Here is a 26,331-nt window from a genome sequence, read left to right as displayed (position 1 = left end):
TCTCACCAGTAGTTCGGCAGGGAGTAGCGGTAGGTGTTGGTGTGGTGCCATTCGTGGTTTCCGGCGACCCAGGCGGCGAGACCGGTGGTGTAGCGGGCCAGGACCGGGTTGTGGGCAGCCAGGACCGCGGCCTCGTTCTCGAAGGCGTGCATGATCTCGTTGTGGATGTCGACGGCCTTCAGGTACGCCTCCTTGAGGCCGCCGCGGTCCTCGGCGGCGATCACCACCGGAAGGTTCAGATGGTGCTCGTCGACGGCCATCTCCTTGGTGAAGGAGTACAGGTCGTTGACGAGCGTGGTGGCATTGCAGGCCAGCGCGGTGACGCGTTGGACTTCGGGGCGGGAGTAGAACGGCTCGGACAGTTCGTAGCCGTCCACCGCGTCCACGATGGACAGACAGGGGCGGAAGTTGTTGAACTGCCGCATCACCAGGTACTTCCACACCGGCGGGGTGGTGCGGGTCTGTGCCCAGGCGCCCTCGGCGAGATAGCCCAGGTGCAGGCGCGCCATGTCGTGGACGAACCGGGTGACCTGGCTGGGACTGGCGATCTCGCGGAAGGCCCGCATCGCGTCGGCGTAGGAGCGCAGCGGAGCGTCCGCGCCCAGGCCCTCGTGCCACTGCTGCTGGTAGCCGTCCGCGCTGTGCAGAGGGTCCAGGGCGCTCTGCGCGATGATGAGCCGGCCGCCCAGGCCGATGGGTGACCCGCCGTAGTCCTCGCAGTAACAGTCGTCGACCACGTTCTCCGCCACCAGCAGTTTGCCCGCGACGACGAGGCGCTCCAGGCTCGCCGCTGCCGGGTGTTGCAGCACGACGGCACGGCCGACCTGGAATCCGGCGAAGTCCCCCGCCCATTCAGGGGGAAACAGGTCGAGGTCATGGGCCCAGGCTTCGAGCCGCCGGTCCACCTCGGCGACCTTGGCCGGGTCGGCCGGTACGGCGGGCGGACAGTACAGCCCCGGAACCGGATCACCGGGGCGGGGCCCGGCCCCGGTCCCGGGCCCGTCCGCGGGGCCCGGTGCGGGCCGGTCGGGTTCTGCGGGCGGCGGGAGGAGGGCTCTGGCCGCCGATGTGCCCAGGCCGGTGGGGCCGTCGGGCAGCCACGGGCGCTCCGCCGGGGGCGCGGGCAACGCGGCCGCCGGCTCGCACGGTGGCGCGACCGGTTCCCGTTCCTCCGGGCACGCCAGGCCGGACAGTGCGGCGCTCACCTCGTCCGCCACCTCGTCGACGGCGGGAGCGGCGAACATCCGGGACAGCAACGACACCGTCTCAGCCCTCTTCCCCTCGCCGGGCCGGGTGCTCAGTCACGCGGTCGCACCTCGACGTTTTCGAGAATGCCGATCGCGTCCGGCACGAGAACGGCGGCGGAGTAGTAGGTGCTGACGAGGTAGGAGATGATCGCCTTCTCGTCGATTCCCATGAACCGGACGTTGAGGCCGGGCTCGATCTCGTCGGGCAGGCCGGTCTGGTACAGGCCGACGACGCCCTGGTCGTTCTCGCCGGTGCGCATGGCGATGATCGACGAGGTCTGGTGCTCCGAGATCGGGATCTTGCCGCACGGCAGGATCGGCACGCCGCGCCATGCGGGGATGTGGTGGCCGTCGACATCGGCGCTGCTGAGGGAGAGGCCGCGCCGGTTGCACTCCTTGCCGAAGGCGGCGATGGCGCGCGGGTGGGCGAAGAAGTACCTGGTCCCACGGCGCATGCTCAGCAGGTCGTCCAGGTCGTCCGGGGTGGGCGGCCCGACGGGGGCCGGGATGCGCTGGTCGAAGTCGGTGTTGTGCAGCAGCCCGAATTCACGGTTGTTGACCAGCTCCTTCTCCTGGCGCTCGCGCAGCGCCTCGACGGTGAGCCGCAACTGCTGCTGCGTCTGGTTCATCGGCTGGTTGTACAGGTCGGCGATCCGGCTGTGCACCTTGAGCACCGTCTGCGCCACGCTCAACTCGTACTCACGCGGCGCGAGTTCGTAGTCCACGAACGTGGTCGGCAGCGTCGGCTCACCCTCGTGGCTGGAGAGGAACTCGATCGCGGCCTCACCGGACTTGTTCGCCGGCTTCTGCGCGTCGGTGCTGCGCTTGTCGACGTGCGACCGCAGTGCCTCGTGCTGGCCGGCGATCGTCTTGTACGCACTGTGCGGCAGCGTCAGGACCGTCACCGCGGTCGCCGCGCGGACCGTGAAATCCCACTCGCCGTCGGCCCTCGCCAGCGCGTTGCCGCCGAAGCTGTCACCGTCCGACAGCCGGCCCACGACGGCCTCGCCCTCGTACTTCGCCGGCCTGAGCTTGTCCACCCTGCCGTGCACGATCAGGAAGACATGATCGGCCTTCCGGCCCTGCTGCACGATGATCTGACCGGGTTCGAACTCCTTCTGGACGAACTTGTCGGCCAGCGCGCCCAACGCCGTATGATCGTCGAATCCCCGCAGCAGCGGCAGTTCGGCCAGCTCCTCCGGGATGACACGTACCGTGGCCCCGCTCTTCTCGAACGTCACCTTCCCGTCCCCGACGGTGAACGACAGCCGCCGGTTCACCCGGTAGGCGCCGCCGGGAACATTGACCCACGGCAGCTTCCGCAGCAGCCACCGTGAACTGATCCCCTGCATCTGGGGTTCGGTCTTGGTGGTGGTCGCGAGATTTCGCGCCGCCGCTGTGCTGAGGCTGAGCTGCTCCTGCTCCGGGTCCTGCGCCCCGGCGGCTGCTGATGGGCTCGTCTCGACCGTCATCGACTACCTCTCCCGATCCATGGGAAACCCGCCTGACGCCGACAGGGCAGACATCACCGCCGGGCAGGCGTGATCACTTTGCGTACGCATTCGTAACGCATACGGATGTGCGGACGTGGCAGGCGCGCCCGCACAGGGGCGCGTACTGCGCACCGGCGTCGACGTCTCGGAGTAATCGTTTACGGGCCGCACCCGCATCCGAACCCGCACCCGCACCCGGACCGGGCCCCGCGCACCGCTGGAGGCCGCACCGCGCCCGCCACTCCCCGAGCGCGGTGTGCCTGGCCGCCAGAGGCCGGCCAGGCGGATGCCGAGCAGATCTCCTGGAGGCTGTACGTCTTGCCGGGCCGCATGCCTGGGAACGCTGCGCGGCGCGGCTCATGAGCCGATTTACCTCAGGACGGCCCCAGTTGGGCTCCGGTGGCTGCCCGGATGGTGCCCCGAGTCGCACATCAGCAGGCTGGACCCCGCAGCCCCAGCCGCGTACACGAGGAAGGCCCGTCATGCCGAAGCGTTCTCATCGTCGTCGGATCACCGTGGCAGTCGTGTCGGCCGCCACCGCCATGTCCTTGGCGGGCCTCCTGCCCGCCTCCGTCGCACAGCCCCGGGCCGCCGGCCCCGTGCAGCGCGGCCTGGACCGGCTGGTGCACGAGGACGGCTACCCGGCAGCGCTGGCCGCCGCCACCGGCCGCGACGGACGCACCCGCAATGCGGCCGCAGGCGTCGCGGACCTGCGGACCGGGGCGAAGGCGCCGGTCGGCGGCCAGGTGCGGGCCGCGAGCGTCACCAAGTCCTTCACCGCCGCCGTCGTCCTGCAACTCGTCGGCGAGGGCAAGGTCGCGCTGGACGCCCCGGTCGAGACCTACCTGCCGGGGCTGCTGCGCGGCGACGGCATCGACGGCCGTCGCATCACGGTGCGTCAGCTGCTGCAGCACACCAGCGGGCTGCCCGACTACACCCAGTACCTGGGCGACCTCCTCGGCAACCGTCACCGCTACTACGCGCCCCGCACGCTGCTCGACCTCGCGCTGCGGCACAAGGCGGAGTTCCCGCCCGGCACGGGCTGGCGGTACTGCAACACCGACTACGTGGTGGCCGGGCTGCTCATCGAGCAGGTCACCGGCCGCCCGGTGGGCGAGGAGATCACTCGCCGGGTGATCGACCGCGTCGGGCTGCGGCACACGTACTTCCCGGCCGTGGGCGAGCAGGGCATCCGGGACGCCCACCCACACGGCTACGTCGCGTCGAAGCCCGGCACAGCGCTGCTGGACGTCACCGGACTGGACCCGTCGCCTGCCTGGGCCGGCGGCGCCCTGATCAGCACTCCCGGCGACCTGAACCGCTTCTTCCGGGCCCTGCTCGGCGGCAGGCTGCTCAAGCCCGCACAGCTCGCCCGGATGCGCACGACCGTGGCGATCCCGGCCGACGCCGGATACCCCGCAGGCACGCGGTTCGGGCTGGGCCTGTCCAGCCAGCCGCTGAGCTGCGGCGGTCTGATGTGGGGGCACGACGGCGACTATCTCGGCTACGCGACCGACTCGGCCGCCACCGACGACGGCCGCGCCGCGACCATCGCCGTCACCGCCCAGCCGGGCCCCGCCGAGCAGGGCCGCCGCCACGCCGCACACCTGCTGCACACCGCCCTCTGCAAGTGACGTGCCGGGCTGAGGGCCACCGCCTGGGCGGGTGAACGCGGTTACGGCTCGCTGCGCATCGAGCTGGTGGAGGCGGAGCGACGGGTGGTGGCCTGTGCGGTTCTGAGGAGGCGGCGTAGCAGGTGGCCGTCCGGGGCGGCGGCGGTGACGAGGGTGGCGGGTCCGGCGAGCGGGGCGAGGAGTGCGTGGCCGTCGTCCGGGGTGAGGTCGAAGAGGTGGGTGTCGGGGGGTGTGGTCTCGTAAGCCGGGTCGACGGTGAGGATCTGGCCGGTGGCTCGGTGGCCGGCCAGGACGGCGGGGCCGTCCCAGCCCGGTGCGCCAGGCCCGTAGGCGGTTTCCTGGTCGAGCAGTGTGCGTCCGCCACGTCGGACGGTGAGCCGTGTGGTCACCCGGCCGGAGGGTTCGCCGGTGCGTCCGAGGAGTTGTTCTTCGCGCAGGACGAGGCGTGCGGTGGGGGCGAGGTCAAGGGTCCAGGTCTGCCGTAGGTTGCTGCCGGCCGCGCAGATCAGGGGCTTGGGGGTCCAGCGGAGTTCCGCGTGTTCGGCGACGGTCAGGTGGATGTCGTAGGTGGCGTGTTCGGCGGTGGCGCCGCGCAGGGCGAGGGTCGCGGCGGCGGTGGTGATGTGCAACCTGGCGCCCGGCAGGGCGGTGGCTTCGACACGCAGTCGGTCGCCGCCGAGGGGCGCGCTCATGGCGCCGATGACGCATACGCGCGCTTCGGGTCCACGGGAGCGTAGGCGCCGCAGTTCGAAGGGTCCGTCGCCGTCGAGGACGGGCAGGACGGTGGTGTCGCCCCTGGCGGCTGCGGAGATGCGGGCGGTTGCGTGGATGCCGCCGGCAGCCGCTGTGGGAACGGGCGTGGTGGTCAGGGTCATGCGGGGCCTGCGGTCCAGTCGGCGAGGCGTGCGCGGACCCAGTTTGTCACCGGCTGGACGCCGTTGTCGCTCTTGAGCGAGGTGAAGGTGACGGGCAGGTCGCCGCGCTGGGCCTTGGCGTCGCGGGCCATGCCCTCCAGGTCGACGCCGACGTACGGGGCGAGGTCAGTCTTGTTGATCACCAGCAGGTCGGCGGTGGTGACGCCGGGGCCGCCCTTGCGGGGGATGTCGTCGCCGCCCGCCACGTCGATGACGAAGATCTGCGCGTCCACCAGGCCCCTGGAGAAGGTCGCGGTGAGGTTGTCGCCGCCGGACTCCACCAGGATCAGATCCAGCGGGCCGACGGCGTCCTCCAGGTCCTCGACGGCCTCGAGGTTGGCGGAGATGTCGTCGCGGATGGCGGTGTGCGGACAGGCACCGGTCTCCACGGCCGTGATCCGCCCGGCCGGCAGCACCGCCTCACGCAGCAGGAACTCGGCGTCCTCGCGGGTGTAGATGTCGTTGGTGACCACCGCCAGGGACAGCTCGTCGCGCAGCGCGCGGCACAGCGCGGCGACGGTGGCCGTCTTGCCGGTGCCCACCGGCCCGCCCAGCCCGAGGCGCAGCGCACGCCGGGTCCCGTCGGGACGCCCGGGGGCCGCGGCACTGTAGCTGTGCCGGTGCGGGAAGCGTGCGTCGAGGTCGTGGTCGAGATGCATGAGCTGCTCCGTGATCGAGTCGGGTGCGGGACGGTGCCAGCGGTGGGTTGCGGGGCGGGCGTGGTCACGGACGCGGCACGGCTACGAGGCGAACAGCCGTACCGGCCAGGCGGCGTGCTGCTCGGCGGTGATGTCCAGCAGCGGCGCGGAGGCGGCGGGCAGCGCGCCGCTGCCTTCGCAGGGGACCCGCCGCGCCGCCTCGACGGCCCGCGCGGCGACCCGGTCCAGCGGCCCCGCCAGCCGGGCCAGCACCGCGCTCGCCTCGAACGGGTCCAGACTCAGCAGCCGGACGGCGGCGGTGGCCGGGCCGCTGACGTTCTCGTACCCGGCGGCGTAGGCGGCATCAAGCGGCTCCAGCCCCGCCGAGCGGGCGGCCAGGCCCAGCACCACGGGCTGATGCGCGCCGCGCGGCCGGGCGGCGGCCAGCGCGTCCAGCCCGGCCGACGGCCAGGTCGCGCGGGCCGCGCGCATCATCTGCCGCCCCAGCCGCCGCGCCGTGAGCCGCAACGCCGGCACGGGCGTACGGGCATCGGCCGCCTCGTCCAGCACCAGCGGATCGCACCCCGCCGCCGCGGCCGCGGCCAGGGCGGCCGCGACCAGCCCCGCCGTGTGCAGCCGCCCCCGGCAGAACTCCTCCAGACTCACCGCGTCCCGGATCCGCCCCGCCTCGACGGCCGCCTCCGCCCCGCCGGAATGCGCATGCCCGCCCGCCGGAAACCGGCCGTCCGCCAGGACCAGCAACGCCGCCCTGCTCATCTCCGCACCCCCGCTCCGACCGCTCACTCATCCCCAGCCCGCTCAGAAAAGGAAGTATCGCTGCGCCATGGGCAGTTCGGATACATAAGCCCGGTCGACGATCCGGTCGTCGACGAACGTCGTCACGTCCGTGACCTTCGCTCCGCCGATGACGACCTCGTAGGTGTCGGGGTCGATGCGCACGTCGGGGGTGGCGTCGTTCTCCTTCATGTCGGCCTTGCGTACGGTGCGGGTGTCCGTGATGGCCCGGAACTGCTTGCTGAGCTTGCGCCGCTCGGCCAGGCCCTTCTTGAGGGCCCGGTCGGTGACGAAGTTGTAGGAGATGGCGCCGGGAGCCAGGCCCGTGGCGCCCCACATGCGGCGCGGCAGGACCGGTTGCGGGGTGGGGATGGAGGCATTCGCGTCGCCCACCTGGGCGTAGACGATCTGGCCGCCCTTGATGACCAGGTGCGGCTTGACGCCGAAGAACTTCGGCTCCCACAGCACCAGGTCGGCCAGCTTGCCGGGCTCCACCGACCCCACGACACCGTCGATGCCCTGGGCGAGGGCCGGGTTGACGGTGTACTTCGCCACGTACCGGCGGGCGCGCCGGTTGTCGGCCGGCGGTGACTGGGGCCCCGGCGTCCCGCCGGCCGGTGCCGCGCCCTCCGGTCCGGCCTCCGGCCGGTCCTCCTCCAGGAAGCCGCGGCGCATCTTCATCACGTGCGCGGTCTGCCAGGTCCGCATGATCATCTCGCCGATGCGGCCCATCGCCTGGGCGTCCGAGGACATGATGGAGATGGCGCCGAGGTCGTGCAGGATGTCCTCGGCCGCCATCGTCGAGGGCCGGATCCGGGAGTCGGCGAAGGCCAGGTCCTCCTCGACCTGCGGGTTCAGGTGGTGGCAGACCATCACCATGTCGAAGTGCTCCTTGACCGTGTTGACGGTCAGCGGCCGGGTGGGGTTGGTGGAGGCGGGCAAGACATTCGGCTCGCTCACCATCTTGATCATGTCGGGTGCGTGGCCGCCGCCGGCGCCTTCGACATGGAAGACGTGCAGGGGCCGGCCCTTGACGGCGTCGAGGGTGTCCTGGACGAAGCCGGCCTCGTTGAGGGAGTCGGCGTGCAGCGCGAGCTGGACGCCGGTCTCCTTGCAGACCTGCAGGCACTGGTCGATGACGGCCGGCGTCGCGCCCCAGTCCTCGTGCACCTTGAGGCCGATGACCCCGGCGTCCACCTGGTCGAGCATGGACTCCTTGGACATGGTGGCACCCTTGCCGAGCAGCCCGATGTTGACCGGGAACCCGTCCAGGGCCTCGAACATCCGGGCCAGATGCCAGGAGCCGGGCGTGACGGTGGTGGCCTTGCTGCCTTCCGCCGGGCCCGTGCCGCCCCCGATCAGGGTGGTCACTCCCGCGGCCAGTGCCTCACCCACCTGGCCCGGGCAGACGAAGTGGACGTGGGTGTCGATCCCGCCGGCGGTGAGGATCCGGTCCTTGCCCGCGATGACCTCGGTGTCCGGCCCGACGACGAAGTCGGTGGGGGCCGGGCCGATGCCGTTGTGACGGCTGTCGTTCTCCTCGTGCAGCGGGTCCATGGTCTCGGGGTTGTACGCCTTGCCCAGGGCGATGACCTGGCCGTCCCGGATGGCGACATCGGCCTTGACGATGCCCCAGTGGTCCAGCACGACCGCGCCGGTGATGACGGTGTCGGGCGGCAGTACCGGGCAGTCGGCGGCCTGGCCGGTCCTGCTCCGGCCCGGATCGCGCGGTGCGATGGACTGCCCCATCGACTCGCGGATCACTTTGCCGCCGCCGAAGACCATCTCGTGGCCGCTGCGGCCGGGGCCGCCGGACCAGTCGTCCTCGATCCTGATGCTCAGCGCGGTGTCGGCCAGCCGGATGCGGTCGCGGGTGGTAGGGCCGAACCGGTCCGCGTACGCGGCGCGCGGCAGGGGATCGAAGGGGCCCGGTTCTGCCGGGCAGCAGGAACAGTCGGGGCACGAAGGCATGGTCGTCACACCCGTTCCTGGCCGAACGAACCCCTGATGTGGTCGAGCGAACCCCTGATCTTCTCGGGCAGCCCTTCGATCTTGCCGCGCAGGCCGTGGACCACCCGTTCGCCTTCGATGGGGACGAGTTCGACTTCTTCGGTGATGCCGGGCTCGAACCGTACGGAGCTGCCGGCGGGGACGTTCAGCCGCTTGCCCCACGCGCTCTTGCGGCGGAACTTCAGCCCGTCGTTGGCCTCGGCGAAGTGGTAGTGGGAACCGACCTGGATGGGGCGGTCGGTCGGATTCTCGACCGTCAGCGTGGTGATCCGGTCCGCCAGCCGGTGGCGCTCGTTGCAGACCACCACCGCGTCGCCCTCCCGCGGGGAGAAGTCCACCTTCCCCGGCCAGACGTCCGGAGCCTCGTCCTGGCCCACGGCGGGGAACGGATCGTGGAGGGTCACCAGCTTCGTACCGTCGGGAAAGGTCGCCTCCACCTGCACGTTCTCGATCATCTCCGGCACGCCTTCCATCACCTCCTCCCGAGCCAGCAGTTTGCGCCCGGAGGACATCAGCTCGGCGACGGTCCGGCCGTCCCGGGCCCCCTCGAGAACGTGCGCGATCAGCAGCGCCATGGTCTCCGGATAGTTGAGCCGCAGCCCGCGGGCCCGGCGCTTCTCGGCGACGTCCGCCGCCACGTGCAGCATGAGACGTTCTTGCTCGTGTGGAGTCAGGTGCACAGCCGCATCCCTGCTTTCGCTCCTGCCCAGAACTTCTGTTCCGTGCGGTCGCGTTGGGGCCGGCGCCGCACGGTCGGCAGTCCGGGCGCAGCCCCGGATGCCGCCCTCCCGTGCCGGTGCCCCGAGCAGCAGTCAGCTACGGCTGCTCGGCCCCGACTTGACGTAAGGCCATCATCAGTACGCTGCCGCCCCGAAGATGACGGACCGGACCACCGGCACCCGAAGGAGTGACGGCAGGGCAACGGGGACGACGCGGTGACGGGGGAGGGGGCCGACAGGGGAACGGTGCCCCATGCGTCCAGGACACTCGTAACGCCGTGTCGAGGAGGGCAGGACCTGACGGAAGTCGTCCGGTGCCTCGAACGCTCAGCCGCCCGGCAGACGTTCAGATCGAGCGCCCTCCGTACGCGCGTTCTCTGCCCCTCGACGACGGTGCTGAACGATGGACCGGTGCATCGCGGAGGACGGAGCACCGGGGCCGGCCGTGATGACGAGCCGTCCCGCACAGGCCGGTCCGGTGGGCGAGCACACAGGCTGTTGTCAGCTACGGGCCGAATGGGCCTGAACGTGCCCCGTGTCGTCCCTGCCGGGGTTCCGGGCCGGGTGGGACCTTGCGCGTATGGCGAAGGAGGTGTCGCCTCATGCGCGCTGCGAAAAGGCGGTGGCGCTGGCGGCGTAACCCGTTACGCCGCAGGATCGACGTACTCGATGCGTGGCTGGCCCTGGCGGCGACGGTGCTGCTGGTCGTCGGCGCTCCGGCGGCCGGCGTCTCCGTGGGGTCCTGGTCCTACGGAGAGCAGAGCCGGAGCATGCGGGAACAGCAGCGGGCACGTCATCCGGTCACGGCAGAGCTGACGCAGGACGTATCGATGCCGAAGTCCCAGCGGGACGGAACCATGAACAGTGCGTATCCGACGAAGGTCCGCTGGCGCGCGCCGGACGGGGCAGTACGCAGCGGAGAGACCGAAGTGGCAACCGGCAGACGAAAAGGGGCGCACGTCACCGTGTGGATCCTGAACGACGGCCGGCTCACCGCGAAACCCCTCGACCACGACGGCGTGCTGTCGGCCGCCACGGCGACCGGGATGTGGGCGGCCGCGGGCGCGGGCACGGTCGTTCTTTCGTCCGCATGGTGGGCACGTCGCGCGCTGGACCGCCGGCGTCTGCGTACCTGGGCCGAGGAGTGGGCCGAGGTCGGGCCGCTGTGGCGTGGCAGGACGGGCTGACGGGCCAGAAGGATCCGAGCAGCGGGTACACGGCCGAAGTAGGTGAGGGGGAGGGGCCGGACGGCTCACTTCGTGGCGTTGGACGTGGTGATGGGCCATCTGCTCAGTACGCCGGGAGACCGCGCTGACAGCAGAACACCCCGCCCCTTGTGACAGAGCCGGGGTGGCCGGGCAGAGGCCGGGTGCGCGAGCGGCCCTCGTACGTACGAATCGCCGTCCGGCCCGTCCACCCGGTACGAGGAGGCGCCCCCGTAGGCCGCCGTGGAGTTCGACGACAGGGTGCCGCCCTCCACGAGCGACCGGAGGCGGAAGCCATCCGTGACGCCGGACTCACTCGCAGAGGGCCTTGTTCTGCCAGGTGATCTCTTCAGGGGTCTTCCGTCGGTCCTTCGTCACTTCTTCGGCCTCGCGAGGTAGGTGCTGACGACCGCTGCGAGGGCGAAGAGCGCGGCGATGACAACCAACGCTGTCGGCCAGTTCATCGGTTCCTCCCCGTACTCGTCCTTGTGCTGACTGGGGACAACGCCTCGGCGGGCAGGCGATCGCGTCGGCCCGCGAGCCGGGTGGGCGTCGCCGTACGTCCACCGTCGGTCCGGCACGGTGGCCGCTGCCAGGCACCGAACGGCCCTACCCGGCTCTGACCGGCCCCTGTGCGGTGCGGTGCCGTGGTACGACGCTGACACCATGAGTGGACAACAGCCGGTTCTCCGGTCCTTTCTTCGTGCGAGTGCCATCGTGGTGGCGGCCGCCGCCTACGGTGTCGTCGCCCGTCCGCGCCTGCTGACCTGGGGCGCGACCCATGCCGAGGCCACAGGCGACTGGCCCGGTGACGACCTGGTGCCCGGGTACGCCAGTGGGTCCACCATGGCCACGACGCTGCCGGGGCCCCCGGAGCGGGTCTGGCCCTGGCTGGTGCAAATGGGCTGCAACCGTGGGGGCTGGTACAGCTTCGACCGGCTCGACAACGCGGGGCGCCCGAGTGCGGACCGCATCGTCGCCCGGTGGCAGGGCCTGAAGGAGGGGCAGCGCCTGGCCGCGGTACCCGACGGCGGGGTGTGGTTCACGGCCGCCTTGGTCGAGCCGGAACGGACGTTGGTACTGCGCATGTCCGTGGAGCTGCCGTCCGGGCACCCTTTCGACGCGCGCTTCGGGCCGCTGTCCGGGGGTTACACGGACTCCGTGTGGGGCTTCCATCTCCGGCGCACCGCGGAGAACGGCACCCGTCTCGTCGTCCGTACCCGGGGCCGGAGCCGGCCGCGATGGCTCACGCGGCCACTGGACCTCGTGCTGTGGGAACCGGTGCACCTGATCATGCAGCTACGGCAATTCCGGAATCTGCGGGCACGCGTGAGTGGCGAGCCACGCGTTCGGGACGAAGCCACCGCAGCCCGCTGACCGGAAGCCGCACGACTGACGAGGTCGGGCCAGGGCCCGGACGGCATCCCGCTCTGGTCCCTCTCCTGCGCGAGCAGGGTGCTGGCCGCCCAACTATGGTGACCACGCATACTGCACATAGCGCAACACCCGATCCGCTCGGGCAGATATTCCATTGGGCTGTCCGCGGGCGATGGCGCCAACAGGCCCCGCGGAGGCGAGGGAGGCGCGTACATGTTCTGGAGGGGCGCCTGATGGGGCCAGGGTCAGTACGTTCGCTGTCACACCTTGTTGCTGCGGAAGGGTATTAGGGTAATGCAGGGGTCGGGGCGGTTCGGGCGATGAATGCATCGGTAGGGCTTGGCCGGCGCTTCATCCGTTCTCGTGTGGCGTGCTGAGTACTTTGATGTGCGCAACTTCTATAGTCAGCACCCTCGTTGGGAAGCCGGTTACCCATGAGCGGGGCGACTTGCGGCGTTTCGCGGTGATGGCTCGTCTGAAACTTCTCCTCTCCTGCTCCTTCCCGTATTCGGCGTCCGACCGCAGTGCGGTGGCATTCCTTCCCGGTAGCTTCGGCCCGTTCCGCACGCTGCGGATGCATCAACCGTCCTGCCGTGGATTTCCGGTCGTATGCGTGAAAGACTGCAAAGCCAGACACCGGATGCGGGATGTGAAGCGTCCATGACCGACGCTGCGGGGGACGAGCGGCACCTGTGGTTCACGGTGCTGGGACCGGTGGGAATCCGGCGCGGAGAACAGCGGCTCGATGCCGGTTCGCCGCAGCAGCGGGCGTTGCTGGCCGCTCTGCTGATGCGGGACGGGCGTGGCACCTCGGCGGTGGAGTTGATCCGTGCCCTGTGGGGGGAGACCCCGCCGCCGGACGCGGAGGTCGCCCTGCGGGAGTATGTGTGCCGGCTGGGTCAGGTCCTGGGCCCGGACGCCGGCATGCTGGTGAGCGAGTCGGACGGCTATGGGTTGCGCGTCGGTGAGGGCGGGCTGGACCTGGCATGTGCCGAGCGGCTCGCGGCCGAGGCCGGGCAGGCACGTCGTTCGGGCGACCCGGCCCGCGCCCGTGAACTGGTGGGAGAGGCCCTGGAGTTGTGGACCGGCGAACCGCTGGCCGGTGTGCCGGGCCCGTACGGTGCGGCCTGGCGCGCCCGTCTGGAAGAGCGCCGCCTCGGCCTGGTGGAGACCCGTATCGATCTCGACTTGGAGGCCGGGCGGCATGCGGAGGTGGTGGCGGAACTGACGCGCCTGGCAGCCGGGCATCCGTTGCGCGAGCGAGTGCGGGAACTCCTGACGCTCGCGCTCTACAGCGGAAACCGGCAGGCCGAGGCTCTGGCCGCCTACGCCGACACCCGGCGCCTGCTCACCCTGGAACGGGGCTCCGCCCCCTCCCTCGAACTCAGCGACCTGCGTCGGCGTATCCTGCGGTCCGGCCCCCGCCCGCCCGCTTCCGAAGGCGGGCACCGAAACCAGGCCGGTGGCGGCGCGGCTCAGGGCCGGCCGGCCCATCTTCCCCGCGACACCCGGGACTTCACCGGGCGGTCCGCGCTGGTCGAAGAGCTGATCGCACACCTCGGCGCGGGCGAGGGCAGCGGTCCGGCCGTGTGCGCGGTCGGCGGGATCGGTGGCGTCGGGAAGTCCGCCTTGGCGGTGCATGTCGCGCACGCGGTCCGGCCGTTCTTCCCGGACGGGCAGCTGTATGTCGACCTTCGGGGCTGCGGACCGTGCCCGGCCGAGCCGGAGACCGTACTGGGGGCCTTCCTGCGGGCCCTGGGGGTGTCGGACTGCGCCGTCCCCGCGGGCATCGGCGCGCGCGCCGCGCTCTACCGGTCCGTACTCGACGGCCGCCGCGTCCTGATTCTGCTGGACAACGCCCGTGACGCCGCCCAGGCCCGTCCCCTGCTGCCGGGTACGGACGGCTGTGCTGTGCTGATCACCAGCCGCCACCGGATGACCCACCTGACGGGGGTACATGTGGTTGCTCTCGACGTCATGCGGCCCCCGGAGGCCCTCGCCCTGTTCACCCGCATCACCGGCGAAGGAGGCGCGGACGCCCAAAAGGTGGTGGCGGCGTGCGACTGTCTGCCGCTGGCCGTCCGGATCGCCGCCGCCCGCCTGGTGGCACGCCGCGCCTGGACCGCCGCCGACCTGGTGCGCAAACTGGCCGACGAACACCGTCGGCTGGACGAACTCCAGGCCGGGGACCTCGGCATCACGGCCACCTTCGAGCTGGGATACGGGCAGCTCTCCGCCCGGCAGGCCCGTGCCTTCCGGCTGGTGGCGCTGCCGTGCGGGCCGGACATCTGCCTGGGCGCCGCCGCGGCCGTACTCGGCCTGGGCACCGAAGAGGCCAGGCGGACACTGGAAGCCCTGGTGGACACCTCGCTGCTGGAGTCCCCCGCGCCGGACCGCTACCGCTACCACGACCTGCTACGCCTCTACGCCCGCGCCCGTGCCGAACGTGACGAACCACCGGAGCAGTACGCAGCGGCGCGCTCACGGCTGCTGGACCACTACCTGGCCACGGCCGCCCGCGTGTACACGATGAACCGGCCCGGAGACCCCTTGCCGGACCACCTTGAGCCCACCCGGTACCCGGGCACGGTCTTCGACGACCGCAAAGGCGCCCTGGAGTGGCTGTACACGGAGGCCGGGAACCTGCTGGCGTGCGCCCGCGGCTCGACCGGCAAGCCCTTGCTGCGGCGCGCGACGGATCTCTTGCTGGTGACCAGGGACCTGGCCGATTCGGGTACGGGCGCCCGGCAGTACGAGCGGACGATCGTCTGCCTGTTGACGGCCGCGTCGAAAGCGCAGGACGCCCACGCCGAGGGGCGGCTGCGGCTGCTCATGATCCACATGGACGTCATGGCCGGCCGGCTCGCGGAGGCGGACCGCCAGGCGCAGGCCGCGATGGCGCTCCGGCACCGGTGCGCAGATCCCGTCCTGTCCTCCCACGCTCTCAACGAAAGCGGCATCATCGCGAGCCTGCGGGGCCGCCACGAAGACGCGGAGTCACTCCTGAAGCAGGCACTGGCCGCCTATCGCAGTTACGGGAACCACAACAGTGCGGCCAGTGCGCTGGGCAACCTCGCCCGTACCTACCAGGACACCGGCCGCATCGCCGAAGGAGTGGAACTGGCCGAGCAGTGTCTGGCCCTCTACCGGCATATCGGCGCGACGATGCGGCTGGCCGGCGGCCACTACGAACTCGGTGTGGCTCTGATGCAGGCCGGGCGCCCGGAGGACGCCCTGCGGCAACTCGAACAAGCCGTGGTCATCTACCAGGACAGCAAACAGTGCCTGTGGGAGGCGATGACGTACTGGCGGATGGCAGAAGCCCATCTCGCCGCGGGCTGCCCGGCGCAGGCCGCGAGGCGGGCCGAAGAGGCCCTCGCCATCCTGCAAGGCCCCAGCGGCCGCTGGGTCCGCGCCAACACCCTCACCGTCCTCGGCCACGCACTCCGGAGGACCGGTCACGCGGACCGGGCCCAGGTCTGCTGGCGGGAAGCCCTGGAGACGTACGAGACGCTGGGGTCCCCGGAGGCACCCGCCGTACGGAGACTGCTCGTGGCGGCCGGCCCGCGCCGGTGAACGGCGCTGGTGTTCAGGGGACTTCGGCGCTCCGTGGGACTGTGTCCGTACCGGGGCGTACGGCTGCTGCCTTCCCGGTGAGGCCCCGCAGAGGCCCGTAAGGCCTTGCCGTTGCGAGGAACACCCGAGTCGTTCCTCGCGACCGCGCCCCTAACCGCGCGATCTCTTGTGCCCCTCCGAGCAGTCCGCAGGGTGCCGGGCCAGTCTCTCCTGCACGTCCTGGTGGGCGAATTCGTAGTGCGCGCCGTTCTGGCGCAGTACCCCGCGTTGGTGCGCCTCGTTGAGGAAGCTCGTCAGCCGCCTCGGCAGACGGTCGCCCCGCAGCGCCAGCCAAGTACGGGCGACGGTGTAGCGCCCGTACGCGGCCCGCAGGAAGCCGAACGCCAGGCCCACCGCGACCGCGTTCGCGATGCCGACCCGGAGCCCGAAGGAGAAGTCGCTGCCGGGCCCCGGCGGAAACCGGGGCCCGAGACCGGTACTGACCCCTACCGCGAGGCCACCCGCCAGACCAGTGGCCCAGAAGGTCCGTCGGTCGCCGGCCAGCGACAGCGCCGGGCCGGTGAGAGCCGCGGTGTCGGCCGGGGCTGCCTCCAGGCCACCCGCGACACTGCCCAGAACGGCGGTGACGACGGCCAGGAGCAGCCCCCGGCCCGGCCCTGCTTGCAGTCCGGCCGCCAGGCCCATGGTGAGTCCCGCGGCCAGGCCGGTCAGGAGGCCCGTCAGCGACCAGTGGTAGCCGCGGGCGGGCTCGGCGTGCCGGGCGAGCACCGCGGCGCATCCGGCGCCGAGGCCGAGGCCCAGGCCGTTGACGAAGGGGGCTACTGAGGTTGTCTGCGCGTTGTCGTGAGTGCGAGTCTGGTTGCGGCGAGGCAGCTGTCGATGAGGTTGCTTCGGTACTGGAGTTGGCGGAGGCCGCGGCGGAGGGCTGCCAGTAGTTGGTCGTGGTCGCTGAAGGCGGTGCTGGCCTGGCAATTCCTGCGCAGGAGCGACCAGATCCCCTCGACCGGGTTGAGGTCGGGAGCGTAGGGCGGCAAGTAGTAGCAGGTGATCCAGTCGCGAGCGTCGATGAAGGTCCGCAGGCGCGCGTCCTTGTGGACGTTGAGGTTGTCCCAAATCACAACCATCGGTGCGCCGAGCTGATGGTGTGCGGCGGTCAGCAGGTCCCGGTAGTCGGTCCAGGCGAGGCTTCTGCGGGCACTGCTGTCGTGGCGTCCATGGAGTCTGGGCCGGAAGATCAGCCGGGAGCGTTCGCCCGCCTTGTAGCAGGCCAGGGCTGCGACTGAGAAGCGGCGCTGGGTGCGGCCGCGGACGCGGATCACCGGGGTGTGCCCGCGCCGGGCCCAGGTGCGGCGGGTAGGCGGCGTCAGTGAGAATCCGGCCTCGTCCTCGAAGCAGATCCAGGCTCCGAGCGCCGCCGCGGCGCTTTTGCCTGCGGCCAGGTCTCCTTCACCCAGCCGGTCACCTTGTCCTCGTCGCGTTCCAGGGCCCGCCGGGCGGGCACCTGGTGGCTGAAGCCGTGGCGCCGCAGCATCTTTGCGATGCCGGACAGGGTGAAACACTTGTGGAACCGGCGCCCTATCAGCGTCTTGATCCTGGCCAGGGTCCAGGTCTGGTCGGGCCAGCCGTGTGCAACCGGGCCCTTGGCCAACTCCTGTTCCAGGACCGCAAACAGGGCTTCGCGCAGCGCGGGGCGGGAGGCCGGCCCCGTTGAGCGCAGGCCATGTGGCCCCTCGTGCTCCCAAGTCCGCCGCCACCGCTGCACGGAGCGGACGCTGACCCGCAGTTGCTTCGCGATCACGTCGTTGCCCTGCCCGGCGACGAACATCGCGCCCGCATCCATGCGGATGTGTTCGCGAAACGCCCGCCGGTCGGCACTCAGGCCACCGCCTTGCGGATACCTCATGGTTCCGGCGTACCGCAACGACCGCCGATCGTCAGCACCGACGACAACGCGCAGACAACCTCAGTAAGGCGGTGACCTCCGGCCGGCCGGTGAGGACCGCGGCGAAGCCGCCCGCGAACGCCCCGAGCAGACCGGCCCGGAATCCGCCCATCGACCCGACCGTGATACAGGCCGCCAGCGCCCCGGTGAGCGAAGGCCCCGTGCCCTGGACCGCGCCGAACGTCAGCATCGCCACCACCGTGCCGGCCACACCGCCGATCAAGCCACCGCCGAGCGCCCGTGCCATGCTCGACCCGGCACCGAACAGCCGCCGCCCCAGGAGCCCGCCGCCCACGGCGGCCATCAGCCCGATGCCGGCCGAGGCGGGAATCCGCAGGCCGTAGAACCCCAGGACGGCCGCCAGGCCACCGACGAGCAGCCCGGGAAGCAATGCCGGCCCGGCGTCGCCCAGGCGCCACCAGTCGAGTTCGGTAACGTTGCGGCGCATGTGCAGGTCCCGGGCGAGGAATCGGAGCCAGCGCACTCTCCGCCGCAGGGCCTCGGGAGCCAGATAGCGGTAAGCGGCCGGCACGAAGGCGTCGAGCAGGTGGTTGCGGACGTCGTCGGGCGTAGCGAACTTACGGGCGAGAAGCTCGGCCGGGGTGTGCCGGACGCTGGAGAGCAGTTCTCCCTGACGCGGGTTGTAGATGACGTCGGCCATCCGGGCCATGAGCGGGGTGGTCAGGGCGACGGCCGCCGGGGCGGTGGGGTCGGCGCCGACCCGGGCCGCCAGCTCCTCCCAGCGGGCCCGGGCAGCCGGTCCCATGGCCCCGTACCGCAGGTGGTCGACCACCTCCACGGCGGGTACGGGCAGCAGCTCCACGCCGGCCGCTCCCGCCACTTCGACCTCGATGCCGTCGGGCGGACGCAGCGCCGCCCGCAACTGGGCGCTGCGCGAGGCCAGGACGAGGCCCCGCCCACCCGCCCCCAGTGCCTCGTTGATGCGGTTGACCGCCATGCCGCGCAGGTGCTCCGGCAGTTCGTCGAGGCCGTCCAGGACGGGCAGCACCAAGTGCTCCTGCAGCAGGGCACGGGCGAGGGTGCACCGTCGGCGGCGCCCGTGGACGCCCCCGGCCACCCGGCGGTGCAGCCCCTTGAAGTCGACGATGAGACGCTGCTCCAGCAAGTCGTCCAGTTCCTGCTGGACCGGGTCCCACGAGGAAAGGGAGGTGAGGAAGGGCACGGGTGCGCCGGCGGTGCGCTCGGCGTCCGACAGCAGGTCCAGGACGAGGCGGACCAGCAGGATCGTCTTTCCCGTGCCGGGTTCGCCGAGGACGATCAGGCGACGGGTCGGAATGCGCCGGAGAACGTCGACCAGCCGGTTCTCGCCCGCGAGTTCCTCCGGGGCGGCGGCCCACCGGCCCTTGAGGTCGTCCGGCCGGCCAGGCCACGTCCCGACCAGCGCGGCGAGCGAGTCCCAGGGCTGCACCAGCTCCGGGTCGGCGGGTCTCCAGCGCACGGACAGCGGGTGGCCGAGCAGGCGCAGCCGGTACTCCCGCTGCCAGTGCTTCGCGATCTCGGCGGCAAGAGCGTCGGCCCAGGCGGCCGGTGTCCGCCGGTCCCATCCGAAGACGTTGACCGAGATGTCCCCGCCGGCCTGCAGTATCCCGCTGAACCACCGGGCCCTGGCACGCTGGTCGACACGGCGGGAGGCGGCTCCGCTGTCGTCCGCCTTCCCCGGTGCCATCACCGCTTGCCTAGAGGTCGCCGTGGATGGTGACGTTCTCCCCGGCCTGTACGACCTTGCTGCGCCGGTCCGCCTGTGCGGTCTGCCGGATGCTCGTCACGTGTTCCCGCTCGGCCCGGGGGAGCAGCGGGGCCAAGTCCTCGTCCAGCAGCCGCTGGAGCTCCGCCCGCAACTCCGCGTTCCCGTCGACGAGACGGGCCAGACGCCCCTGCCAGACGATGATCAGTGCCTGCTCCGCTTCCGGGTCGGGTGTCGGCTGCGCGCGGGCGGCGCGCACGTCGTCGCGGAGCCCGGCGAGCTCGGCACCGACCCCGTCCGCCCGTTCCGGATGCGCCCGTCGCCACAGTGCGACCACGGCGTCCGTCACCCGCCGCCAGGCGTCGGTGGCCATCGCCCCCACCAGCGCTGTGGCCACCGCCGTCGTGATGGGATCCATCCGTCGCCCCCTGCCTGCATTACCGGACGGTGGACCGCAGCCGCCCGCCGGAGCAACAGGTTCGCGGATCTCAGAGCGCCGGGCAATAGGCCGGACTACATCGAACGGTGCCCGAACGGGGCGTGGAATCAGGGGCGTTGACGACCGACGTATCTGCACCCGTCCGTACGCCGCGCGCCCGCCGGCACACGCCTCCCGTCATGGCGGTGGAGGTATGCAGGGGATGCCGAACCGCCCGCCGTCACCAGCCCGGCGCGTGCACCTTGACGCGCATGAGGTGGCGGGTGACGCCTGCCGGTCCGACGTCGGTGCGACCGTGCAGCAGACGCCGGTTGTCCAGCAACAGGAGTTCGCCCGCGCGCAGCAGGAAAGCCGTGGGCAGGTGCTGCGCTTCCAGGGCACGTTCGAATGCCTGAAGTGCGTCGGCGTGCTCGGTGTCCAGGGCGTGGCGGGCCAGCTGCACGCCGGCGGCGACGCGGACCGGGCAGTACCGCACGGTGAAGTCCTCACCGGACCTGGTGAGGATGGGGTAGGTGACGGTCGACGGCTTGTCGCTCCTGGTCGCCGGGGGCACGGCGAACGGATAGCAAGGGTCCTGGAGCGCCCGGAGGTGCTCGTGGCTGGTGATGGCGGCAGCGATGTCCGCAGCGCTCACCAGAACGCTCCGCCCGTCGCCCGTCGGGCTCGGGCGGACGCACAGCAGGCCGAGGTAGGCGTGAGGGCGCTCCTGCAAGGGGGAGTCGGTGTGGAAGGGGTCCGCATCCCGGTAGGGGCGCGCCGCGCTGTCGATCACATGGTGCACGAGCGTGTCCGGGGCCGGGCCGTTGTTGGTCGGGTCGACCCTGCCGAGAGCACCTGCGGCGGTCACCAACGAGACGGTGTCGAGGGGGAAGTTCTCGATGATCACGGCGAGCGATGCGCGTACGGTGGCGGCGGCCTCGTCCAGCAGCCTGTGCAGTCCGGGGACCTCATCGCGGGCGCGGCGAACTGCCTCCTGCTGGATTCGCTCGCTCCGTAGTTCCGCCGGTTGCCGGACTGGCTTGAACTCGGCCAGCGCGACGGCGGTCGGATCGGCCGTCACGAGTCGCGGTGGCCACGTCGTGTCAGGCGTTGAAGGGGAATTCTCGATCACCGTTCCTGGCCCATCGTGTGGTCCGTCAGCTGTATTTTCCGGTGTCACTCGCGTAATGCCACCGGTACGCCGATGACTGTTCGTCACCCATGAGCGGCCGTAGGCAACAGGCGGTGGCAGGTTGCCGCACTGCTCACATCACGCCATGCGATCGCCCCTTTACCGTTCGCATTGACCGCGCCGGGGAACTCTCCTAGCCTGGTCGCAAAGGTCCGGAGAAACGAACGATCTCTACTCGTTTCCCTCTGGCAGCTGTGTGCCGCCCGCATCGACGCGCCTCCTGCCACTCAGACGTAGCAGATACGGAGTGTCGCACGGATGGGGACCAGCATGGCACATGCATACGCCAGGAAGGACGCGCTCAGCAGCCTTTCCGAGATCGATCTCGATCACCCGGTCCCGAGAGTGGCGTCATTGCTCTCCGAGGAGCGGAACGACGAACTCCTCGGCTACGTGCAGGCCGAAGCGTTCACCCACGTTTTCACCGGTGATGTCGAGAGCGATCCGTACGAGTTCTTCGCGGGGTTGGAACGGGAACTGCGCGAGGCGCCGTCCTTTCACCTGTGGGTGGATATTCCGCTCTGTCGGTACCGCTGCCATTTCTGCCAGTTCCCGACACTCGTGACGAGCAGCCGGTCCGAGACGGCGGACGCGACCGCACGCCGGTGGGTGGACGCGAACATCAAGGAGGCGCGCGCCTGGGTGGCGGCGGTCCCGGCGCTGCGTACCACTCCGGTCGGCGAGTTCTGCCTGTTCGGCGGAACGCCGAGTGTCCTGCCCGCCGACGAGATCGAGCGGCTGGTGCGTTTCTACCGGGAGACGTTCGCCATCGACGAGCGGACCTCGATGCGGGCGGAGGGCAGCCCGGACTCCCTCACCGAGGACATCCTGACGACCCTGCGCGCATCGGGATTCACCGCTCTTTCCTACGGCATCCAGTCCTTCGACGACCGGCTGCTGGCGATCGCCAACCGCCGGCACACCGGGGAACAGGCACTCCAGGTGCGTGCGGCGGCGGAACGGCTGGAATTCGACCGGGTCGACGGTGACCTCGTCTGGGGTCTGCCCGGCCAGACGGTCGCCGGTTTCCTCGACGATGTGGACCGCATGATCGAAGCCCGGTTCAGCACCGTCGTCGCGATCAAATTGCATCTGCGGTCCTTTCATGACGTGGAATCGGCCATCGGCCATGTGTCCCCGGCGCCGTGGGAGGACCCGCGAGTACGCGAACAATTGGCACGGCGCGGTGATGCGTGGCCGTCCTTGGGGCAGCAGCTGCAAATGCGGGAGGGAGCCGTCGACCGGCTCACCGCTGCCGGTTACTACGAGCACCCCACGACGTACTTTCCCCGGCGCGACATGGGGCCGGAGCTGTGGCGTTCCCTCAACCTCGACCAGGACCGACAGGTTCCGCAGGTGGGTATCGGCCTGGGTGCCTACAGCTGGTGCGGGTACGCGGAGGCGAATGTGGTGGCTGCTCCGGCGGCATATCTCGGCCTGGTGGAGAAGGGCGAGATTCCGTTCGAGAACGTCACGACGGTCAGCGCGGAGCACCGTGAGGTACGGGCGGTGCAGATGGCACTGTCGACGTGTCAGCCGCTGCGCGAGGACGTTCACCGCTCCCGCTTCCCCGGCAGTTCCCTGCTGTCCGGCCGGTGGGGCACGATGTTCGACTCGCTCGCCGACCGCAGGCTGGTGCACATCGACCGGGAGGCCGGCCGCGTCGCGCTGACCGAGGCGGGCGCCACGCTGGTGGAGGCCGTCATGAACACGCAGATGGGCCGGTGACGCCCCATGCGGATAGGACTGGTCTGCGGGGACGGCGTGCCGGCCAGCGGCCTGCTGACGATCTTCCGCAACGTGGTCGCCCTCGGCGTCGACCTCCACCTGCTCGACCTGCCCGTCTCCGCCGACCTGGGCTACGCGTGGCGGCCCGACAAGCCCGCCTTCCACCCGTACGGGCCGCCGGAGCAGGAGTCGTCCGAGCTGCTGGAACCGGCCCGGCAGGCCCCGCCCGCGCTCGGGGACGCCGACCGGACGGCGGCCGAGTGGACCGCCATCCGGATGTCGGTCGCGGACAGTACGACGCTGGGCCCCGTCGAGCGTGCCGGGCTGCACGAACGGATCGACCGTCTGGCGGCTCACTACCGGCAGCACTTCACGCAGTGGATGCGCCGGAACGAGATCGACTGGACCGTCGCGGTCAACATGACGCTCTCGGACGCGGTGCCCGTCACCAAAGCGCTGCACGCCGCGGCGCACGACCGCTACCGCGAGAAGCGGGCCGGCGGCGTGCTCTTCTGGGACCACGACCTCTTCGGCAGCTGCGCGGTGTACGACAAGGGCGTACGCATGTATCCGGACCGCCCCAACGCATTCACCCCGCTTCCCGAGGCCGGTCCGGGCGTGCGGTGGGCAGTGGTGTCCGAGAAGCTCGCGGAGGAGGCCGCCGGTTATCCGGTGCCGGAGCCGCCCCGGGTGGTGCCCAACATCCTGCCCCGCGTGCCCACCGGACCGCTGGAGCCGCGGCATCAGCAGTTTCTCGACGGCCTGGGTCTGGATCCTCGCAGGCCGATCCTGCTCGACCCGGTACGGGTCTTCCGGGTCAAAGGGGTGGAGCTGGCCCTCGAACTACTCGCGGCAGCCCGGTCGGCCGCCGCCGAACGCGGCCTCCCCGCCCCGTACCTGCTCGTGTTCGGCAGCCTGGCGGAGGACCCCTCGTACGCCGATGAGGTGCAGAGCACCGCGCGGCGCCTCGGCCTCCTCTCCGACGTGCGGTTCCTCGACGGGGTCCCGCTGTGCAGCGTCCGGGACGCCACCGGCTCCTGGCGGCTGGACGAGACAGACCTGCTCCGAACGGCGGCGGCGAGCGGCGGCGGGGTGGTCTTCACCCCGAACACCGACGACGTCGAGACCGTCGGACTGGGGCCGGCACTGGCCGCCGTGGCGGGGCTGCCGTGCGCGAGCACGAGCTACGCCGCCTTCACACCGGTGTACGGCGAGGACTTCTTCGTCGTCCGGGTGGATCCCCACCCGGCCGGCATGGCTCGCGCGGGCGCCGAGCTGGTGACCGCCCTGCAGGCGCATCGTGCCGGGGAGCCTCGTATGGCCGGCCTGCTGCGGCGCAACCGGCAGATCGCCGACCGCCGGTTCCCGGCCGGGCCCTGGGCCAAGCTCCTGACCGAGCTGGCGGAGAGCGCCGGGTAGGCCGCCGGGCCGTGCCGCCTCGGCCAGACATCGGACGGCAGAAGGGTACGCACATGCGTGGATCCGCCCCCGTGCCCGACATCCAGGAGATCGTGCTCACCGCGCGGGAGACACGCCGCCCGGACCGCGTCATCCGCCGGCTCGTGAGCGAGGACGGCGCGACGGACGACCTCGGCCTGCTGACGAGGCTCGCCGGACACCGGGACCTCCTCCCGGTGCGTCTGCTGGACGCACTGGCCGGTGTCCGGCCCAGGCGGGGCAGCCCGGTCACCGTGGTACGGCGGCCTCGCCCGGACGAGGACGTCGGTCCGACACCGCGGCACTGGAGACTGCGCGGGCGCACCGCCACAGCCGCCCACGATCTCTGGCTGGCTCTGGTGTCCCTCCAGGTCGGCGAACCGGTCTGCTGGCAGACGCTGCAGGACGGCAGGCTGTTCAACGACGTACTGCCGATCAAGGGACAGGAGCACGCGCAGACCGGCCACAGCAGCGCCGCCACCCTCGACTACCACGTCGAGGACGCCTTCGACGACGACCGGTGCGACGTGCTGGCGCTGCTCTGCCTGCGCAACCGGGACCTGACCGCCACGACGGTCGCCACCGCCGGTGGGCTCCACGTCGGCACAGCCGACCACGAACTGCTGCGACGGCCGCGGTTCGCCATCCTGCCCGACCCCGAGCACCTGAAGGCGAACGGGACCGCCGACGTGTCCCCGGCCTGGCGTCCGGTGCTGTTCGGCGACGCGCAACCGTGTCTGCGGATCGACCCGCCGTTCACCCGTACTGCGCCGGGCGACGACGCATCCGCCCAGGCGTTCGCCCGGCTGTGCCGACAACTGGAAGGCGGACTCGTACACGTCCGGCTGCACCCCGGTGATCTGGTGCTCATCGACAACTACCGGGCGGTGCACGGCCGGGAACCGTTCACACCCCGTTACGACGGCACCGACCGGTGGCTGCGCAAACTCACCCTCACCTTCGACCTCCGGCGGTCCAGCGGCCGCCGACGGGCCGGCAGCCGGGCCCTGTCGTTGTCATGACGGCCGGGGTGCGGGCGGAGACGCTGTCGGCCTCGTCCCGGTTCCGGTTCCGGTTCGTCAGCCGCGGCCGGCAGAGCGACGAGCTGGTGGTCCTGGCCGTGCGGTCGCTGCTGTGCTGTCACCCCGGCACACAGGTGGTCGTGGTGGACGCCAACGACGACCCTTCCCTGGCCAAGGAGCACTTCGGCGGCTCCGGAAACATCGATGTCGTCCACTTGGCCCCCGCTGCCGACCCGGTGGCCCGCGCCGCCGGACGAGGCACCGCAGCCCACCTCTACTACTGGCGCCATTCACCCGGGCTTCGGGACAGACTGCCGCCATGGCGCGGGTACGACGTCCACGCCGACGCCGACCTGCTGTTCCTGCGGCCCATGGATCTCGGAGCGCTGGACGGGCCGCTGGCGCGCGGTCGTATCGCGATGGTGGTCGACGAGTCGACCATGGACCATTACTCCGCACTCGGCTCGGTGGCCTCGACGCCGGTGGCCTGCCTGCTCGGTGCTCCCGGCGTCGGCGGCCCGCTGCTGCAAACCGGCCTGATCTTCAGCAACCCCACCGACGACGGCGGGCTCTACGACCGGCTGTGGACCTTCGCGACCGCAGCCGCCGAGGCCGGGCAACTGAAGGCCGTGCCCAGCGATGACATGGGTGTGGTGTCGTCGCTGCTCGGCCAGCGAGGTCCCCTGTGGGAACGCTTCCTGCCCTTGGGCCACGAGTGGAACTACATCAGTGGCGCTCTGAAGGAACCGGGTGCGTTCGGGTGCGTAGCGCATTTCGGCGGGCGGCGGGCGAAGAAATTCCTCCTGACCCAGTCCGATGTGCTCTTCCCGCCGGACGCCGACTGCCGCCGTACGCCATGGGGCACCATGCGGACCCCCGCTCACTCGGACCGGCCCACGGTCGTCCGCGGCCTCTGGCAGAGGAACTGGCTGGTGCCGGACGGGCTCAGCCCGGGCCCGGACACCAAGGGCCTCGAAGTGGGGCTGCCGTTCAGCCTGTCCTGGCGGGTGCCGCCGGTCGCCGCTTCGGCATTGGTCGAGGGAGCGTTCCACGCCGGGCGAAGCGCCGAACTTTTCCGGGAGAACGCCGATCCGGCCCTCTTCGTCTACCTCGACGGCCGCTTGCTGGACCGGGTGCCGGTCGAGAACTCCCGCTTTCGGTGTCCGGTCCCCGTCGGCAGGGCCGAAACCATCACGCTGATAGGGGCCGGCTCCCACGCGGAATGCACCCTTCGGCTCACAGATCCCTTCGGCATGTCCTGAGCCCGGCGAATGGAGGA

General features: G+C 71.1%; 20 protein-coding genes. 8 read left to right on the top strand and 12 right to left on the bottom strand.

Annotated elements, in window-relative coordinates; genetic code table 11:
• Positions 1-2: 2 nt before the first annotated feature.
• On the bottom strand, positions 3-1,262 hold the full coding sequence (locus OEIGOIKO_RS02795) for a family 2 encapsulin nanocompartment cargo protein terpene cyclase (RefSeq protein ID WP_246177163.1): 1,260 nt from the start codon (positions 1,260-1,262) through the stop codon (positions 3-5).
• Between the two features lie 35 nt (positions 1,263-1,297).
• The gene (locus tag OEIGOIKO_RS02790; RefSeq protein ID WP_125051515.1) at positions 1,298-2,719 is read right to left on the bottom strand and encodes a family 2B encapsulin nanocompartment shell protein; all 1,422 of its coding nucleotides are present in this window, start codon (positions 2,717-2,719) and stop codon (positions 1,298-1,300) included.
• A gap of 503 nt (positions 2,720-3,222) precedes the next feature.
• Between OEIGOIKO_RS02790 and OEIGOIKO_RS02785 the strand changes: the two genes are divergently transcribed.
• Positions 3,223-4,374, top strand: a complete 1,152-nt coding sequence (locus OEIGOIKO_RS02785; RefSeq protein WP_125051513.1) for a serine hydrolase domain-containing protein — start codon at positions 3,223-3,225, stop codon at positions 4,372-4,374.
• A gap of 41 nt (positions 4,375-4,415) precedes the next feature.
• Here OEIGOIKO_RS02785 and OEIGOIKO_RS02780 read toward each other — a convergent pair whose 3' ends face one another.
• The 5 genes from OEIGOIKO_RS02780 to OEIGOIKO_RS02760 all read right to left on the bottom strand — a co-directional run bounded on the left by OEIGOIKO_RS02780 (position 4,416) and on the right by OEIGOIKO_RS02760 (position 9,411).
• On the bottom strand, positions 4,416-5,249 hold the full coding sequence (locus tag OEIGOIKO_RS02780; RefSeq protein WP_125051511.1) for an urease accessory protein UreD: 834 nt from the start codon (positions 5,247-5,249) through the stop codon (positions 4,416-4,418).
• Complete coding sequence (gene ureG / locus OEIGOIKO_RS02775; RefSeq protein ID WP_125051509.1) at positions 5,246-5,947, bottom strand: urease accessory protein UreG; 702 nt, start codon at positions 5,945-5,947, stop codon at positions 5,246-5,248. Before ureG ends, OEIGOIKO_RS02780 begins: the two co-directional genes overlap by 4 nt.
• Before the next feature lie 81 nt (positions 5,948-6,028).
• Positions 6,029-6,703: an urease accessory protein UreF gene (locus tag OEIGOIKO_RS02770; protein ID WP_125051507.1), complete on the bottom strand. Its 675-nt coding sequence runs from the start codon at positions 6,701-6,703 to the stop codon at positions 6,029-6,031.
• Positions 6,704-6,745: 42 nt separating this feature from the next.
• Positions 6,746-8,692: an urease subunit alpha gene (locus OEIGOIKO_RS02765; protein ID WP_125058400.1), complete on the bottom strand. Its 1,947-nt coding sequence runs from the start codon at positions 8,690-8,692 to the stop codon at positions 6,746-6,748.
• 5 nt (positions 8,693-8,697) lie between these two features.
• Positions 8,698-9,411 carry an urease subunit gamma gene (locus OEIGOIKO_RS02760; protein ID WP_125051505.1) on the bottom strand — a complete coding sequence of 238 codons (714 nt, stop codon included), beginning with the start codon at positions 9,409-9,411 and terminating at the stop codon, positions 8,698-8,700.
• A gap of 641 nt (positions 9,412-10,052) precedes the next feature.
• Here OEIGOIKO_RS02760 and OEIGOIKO_RS02755 point away from each other — a divergent pair.
• From OEIGOIKO_RS02755 to OEIGOIKO_RS02745, 3 genes are all read left to right on the top strand, one after another.
• Positions 10,053-10,637, top strand: coding sequence for an Rv1733c family protein (locus OEIGOIKO_RS02755; RefSeq protein WP_125051503.1), 585 nt, complete (start codon positions 10,053-10,055; stop codon positions 10,635-10,637).
• Positions 10,638-11,321: 684 nt separating this feature from the next.
• Positions 11,322-12,032: a hypothetical protein gene (locus OEIGOIKO_RS02750; RefSeq protein ID WP_218039971.1), complete on the top strand. Its 711-nt coding sequence runs from the start codon at positions 11,322-11,324 to the stop codon at positions 12,030-12,032.
• Positions 12,033-12,692: 660 nt separating this feature from the next.
• A complete protein-coding gene (locus OEIGOIKO_RS02745) occupies positions 12,693-15,608 on the top strand; it encodes an AfsR/SARP family transcriptional regulator (protein WP_125051501.1) in 2,916 nt (971 codons plus the stop codon).
• Between the two features lie 150 nt (positions 15,609-15,758).
• Here OEIGOIKO_RS02745 and OEIGOIKO_RS02740 read toward each other — a convergent pair whose 3' ends face one another.
• From OEIGOIKO_RS02740 to OEIGOIKO_RS02715, 5 genes are all read right to left on the bottom strand, one after another.
• Positions 15,759-16,376, bottom strand: coding sequence for a hypothetical protein (locus tag OEIGOIKO_RS02740; RefSeq protein ID WP_125051499.1), 618 nt, complete (start codon positions 16,374-16,376; stop codon positions 15,759-15,761).
• A gap of 50 nt (positions 16,377-16,426) precedes the next feature.
• Positions 16,427-17,511, bottom strand: a protein-coding gene (locus OEIGOIKO_RS44085; protein WP_461791925.1) for an IS630 family transposase whose coding sequence is annotated in 2 segments (ribosomal slippage) — positions 16,427-16,986 and positions 16,986-17,511 — 1,086 coding nt in all. Because the reading frame shifts where the segments join, the coding sequence is not laid out codon by codon here.
• A gap of 31 nt (positions 17,512-17,542) precedes the next feature.
• Positions 17,543-19,237 carry an NACHT domain-containing protein gene (locus tag OEIGOIKO_RS02725; RefSeq protein ID WP_125051495.1) on the bottom strand — a complete coding sequence of 565 codons (1,695 nt, stop codon included), beginning with the start codon at positions 19,235-19,237 and terminating at the stop codon, positions 17,543-17,545.
• A 10-nt stretch (positions 19,238-19,247) separates the two neighbouring features.
• Complete coding sequence (locus tag OEIGOIKO_RS02720) at positions 19,248-19,673, bottom strand: hypothetical protein (RefSeq protein WP_125051493.1); 426 nt, start codon at positions 19,671-19,673, stop codon at positions 19,248-19,250.
• 241 nt (positions 19,674-19,914) lie between these two features.
• On the bottom strand, positions 19,915-20,754 hold the full coding sequence (locus OEIGOIKO_RS02715; protein ID WP_170251512.1) for a TauD/TfdA family dioxygenase: 840 nt from the start codon (positions 20,752-20,754) through the stop codon (positions 19,915-19,917).
• Positions 20,755-21,135: 381 nt separating this feature from the next.
• On the opposite strand from OEIGOIKO_RS02715, the gene OEIGOIKO_RS02710 reads away from it, so the two are divergent.
• The 4 genes from OEIGOIKO_RS02710 to OEIGOIKO_RS02695 are packed head-to-tail and all read left to right on the top strand — an operon-like array spanning position 21,136 to position 26,314.
• Positions 21,136-22,593 (top strand): radical SAM protein, encoded by a 1,458-nt coding sequence (locus OEIGOIKO_RS02710; protein ID WP_170251510.1) that lies wholly within the window; start codon positions 21,136-21,138, stop codon positions 22,591-22,593.
• Positions 22,594-22,599: 6 nt separating this feature from the next.
• Positions 22,600-24,012: a hypothetical protein gene (locus tag OEIGOIKO_RS02705; RefSeq protein ID WP_125051487.1), complete on the top strand. Its 1,413-nt coding sequence runs from the start codon at positions 22,600-22,602 to the stop codon at positions 24,010-24,012.
• Positions 24,013-24,065: 53 nt separating this feature from the next.
• Positions 24,066-25,052, top strand: coding sequence for a TauD/TfdA family dioxygenase (locus OEIGOIKO_RS02700; RefSeq protein WP_125051485.1), 987 nt, complete (start codon positions 24,066-24,068; stop codon positions 25,050-25,052).
• The gene (locus tag OEIGOIKO_RS02695; protein ID WP_125051483.1) at positions 25,049-26,314 is read left to right on the top strand and encodes a hypothetical protein; all 1,266 of its coding nucleotides are present in this window, start codon (positions 25,049-25,051) and stop codon (positions 26,312-26,314) included. Before OEIGOIKO_RS02700 ends, OEIGOIKO_RS02695 begins: the two co-directional genes overlap by 4 nt.
• The last annotated feature ends 17 nt before the right edge of the window (positions 26,315-26,331 follow it).

This window comes from Streptomyces paromomycinus (assembly GCF_003865155.1).
GTDB lineage: Bacteria > Actinomycetota > Actinomycetes > Streptomycetales > Streptomycetaceae > Streptomyces > Streptomyces chrestomyceticus.
Note: the sequence above shows the minus strand (reverse complement) of the source record. Positions and strands in the feature narration are given on the sequence as shown.

Excerpts from the sequence above, each read along its gene's own strand:
- ureG (WP_125051509.1), bottom strand. The coding sequence starts at position 5,947 with ATGCATCTCGACCACGACCTCGACGCACGCTTCCCGCACCGGCACAGC.
- OEIGOIKO_RS02720 (WP_125051493.1), bottom strand. The coding sequence starts at position 19,673 with ATGGATCCCATCACGACGGCGGTGGCCACAGCGCTGGTGGGGGCGATG.
- OEIGOIKO_RS02765 (WP_125058400.1), bottom strand. The coding sequence starts at position 8,692 with ATGCCTTCGTGCCCCGACTGTTCCTGCTGCCCGGCAGAACCGGGCCCC.
- OEIGOIKO_RS02710 (WP_170251510.1), top strand. The coding sequence starts at position 21,136 with ATGGCACATGCATACGCCAGGAAGGACGCGCTCAGCAGCCTTTCCGAG.
- OEIGOIKO_RS02780 (WP_125051511.1), bottom strand. The coding sequence starts at position 5,249 with ATGACCCTGACCACCACGCCCGTTCCCACAGCGGCTGCCGGCGGCATC.
- OEIGOIKO_RS02725 (WP_125051495.1), bottom strand. The coding sequence starts at position 19,237 with ATGGCACCGGGGAAGGCGGACGACAGCGGAGCCGCCTCCCGCCGTGTC.
- OEIGOIKO_RS02705 (WP_125051487.1), top strand. The coding sequence starts at position 22,600 with ATGCGGATAGGACTGGTCTGCGGGGACGGCGTGCCGGCCAGCGGCCTG.
- OEIGOIKO_RS02770 (WP_125051507.1), bottom strand. The coding sequence starts at position 6,703 with ATGAGCAGGGCGGCGTTGCTGGTCCTGGCGGACGGCCGGTTTCCGGCG.
- OEIGOIKO_RS02700 (WP_125051485.1), top strand. The coding sequence starts at position 24,066 with ATGCGTGGATCCGCCCCCGTGCCCGACATCCAGGAGATCGTGCTCACC.
- OEIGOIKO_RS02785 (WP_125051513.1), top strand. The coding sequence starts at position 3,223 with ATGCCGAAGCGTTCTCATCGTCGTCGGATCACCGTGGCAGTCGTGTCG.
- OEIGOIKO_RS02790 (WP_125051515.1), bottom strand. The coding sequence starts at position 2,719 with ATGACGGTCGAGACGAGCCCATCAGCAGCCGCCGGGGCGCAGGACCCG.
- OEIGOIKO_RS02695 (WP_125051483.1), top strand. The coding sequence starts at position 25,049 with ATGACGGCCGGGGTGCGGGCGGAGACGCTGTCGGCCTCGTCCCGGTTC.
- OEIGOIKO_RS02755 (WP_125051503.1), top strand. The coding sequence starts at position 10,053 with ATGCGCGCTGCGAAAAGGCGGTGGCGCTGGCGGCGTAACCCGTTACGC.
- OEIGOIKO_RS02745 (WP_125051501.1), top strand. The coding sequence starts at position 12,693 with ATGACCGACGCTGCGGGGGACGAGCGGCACCTGTGGTTCACGGTGCTG.
- OEIGOIKO_RS02750 (WP_218039971.1), top strand. The coding sequence starts at position 11,322 with ATGAGTGGACAACAGCCGGTTCTCCGGTCCTTTCTTCGTGCGAGTGCC.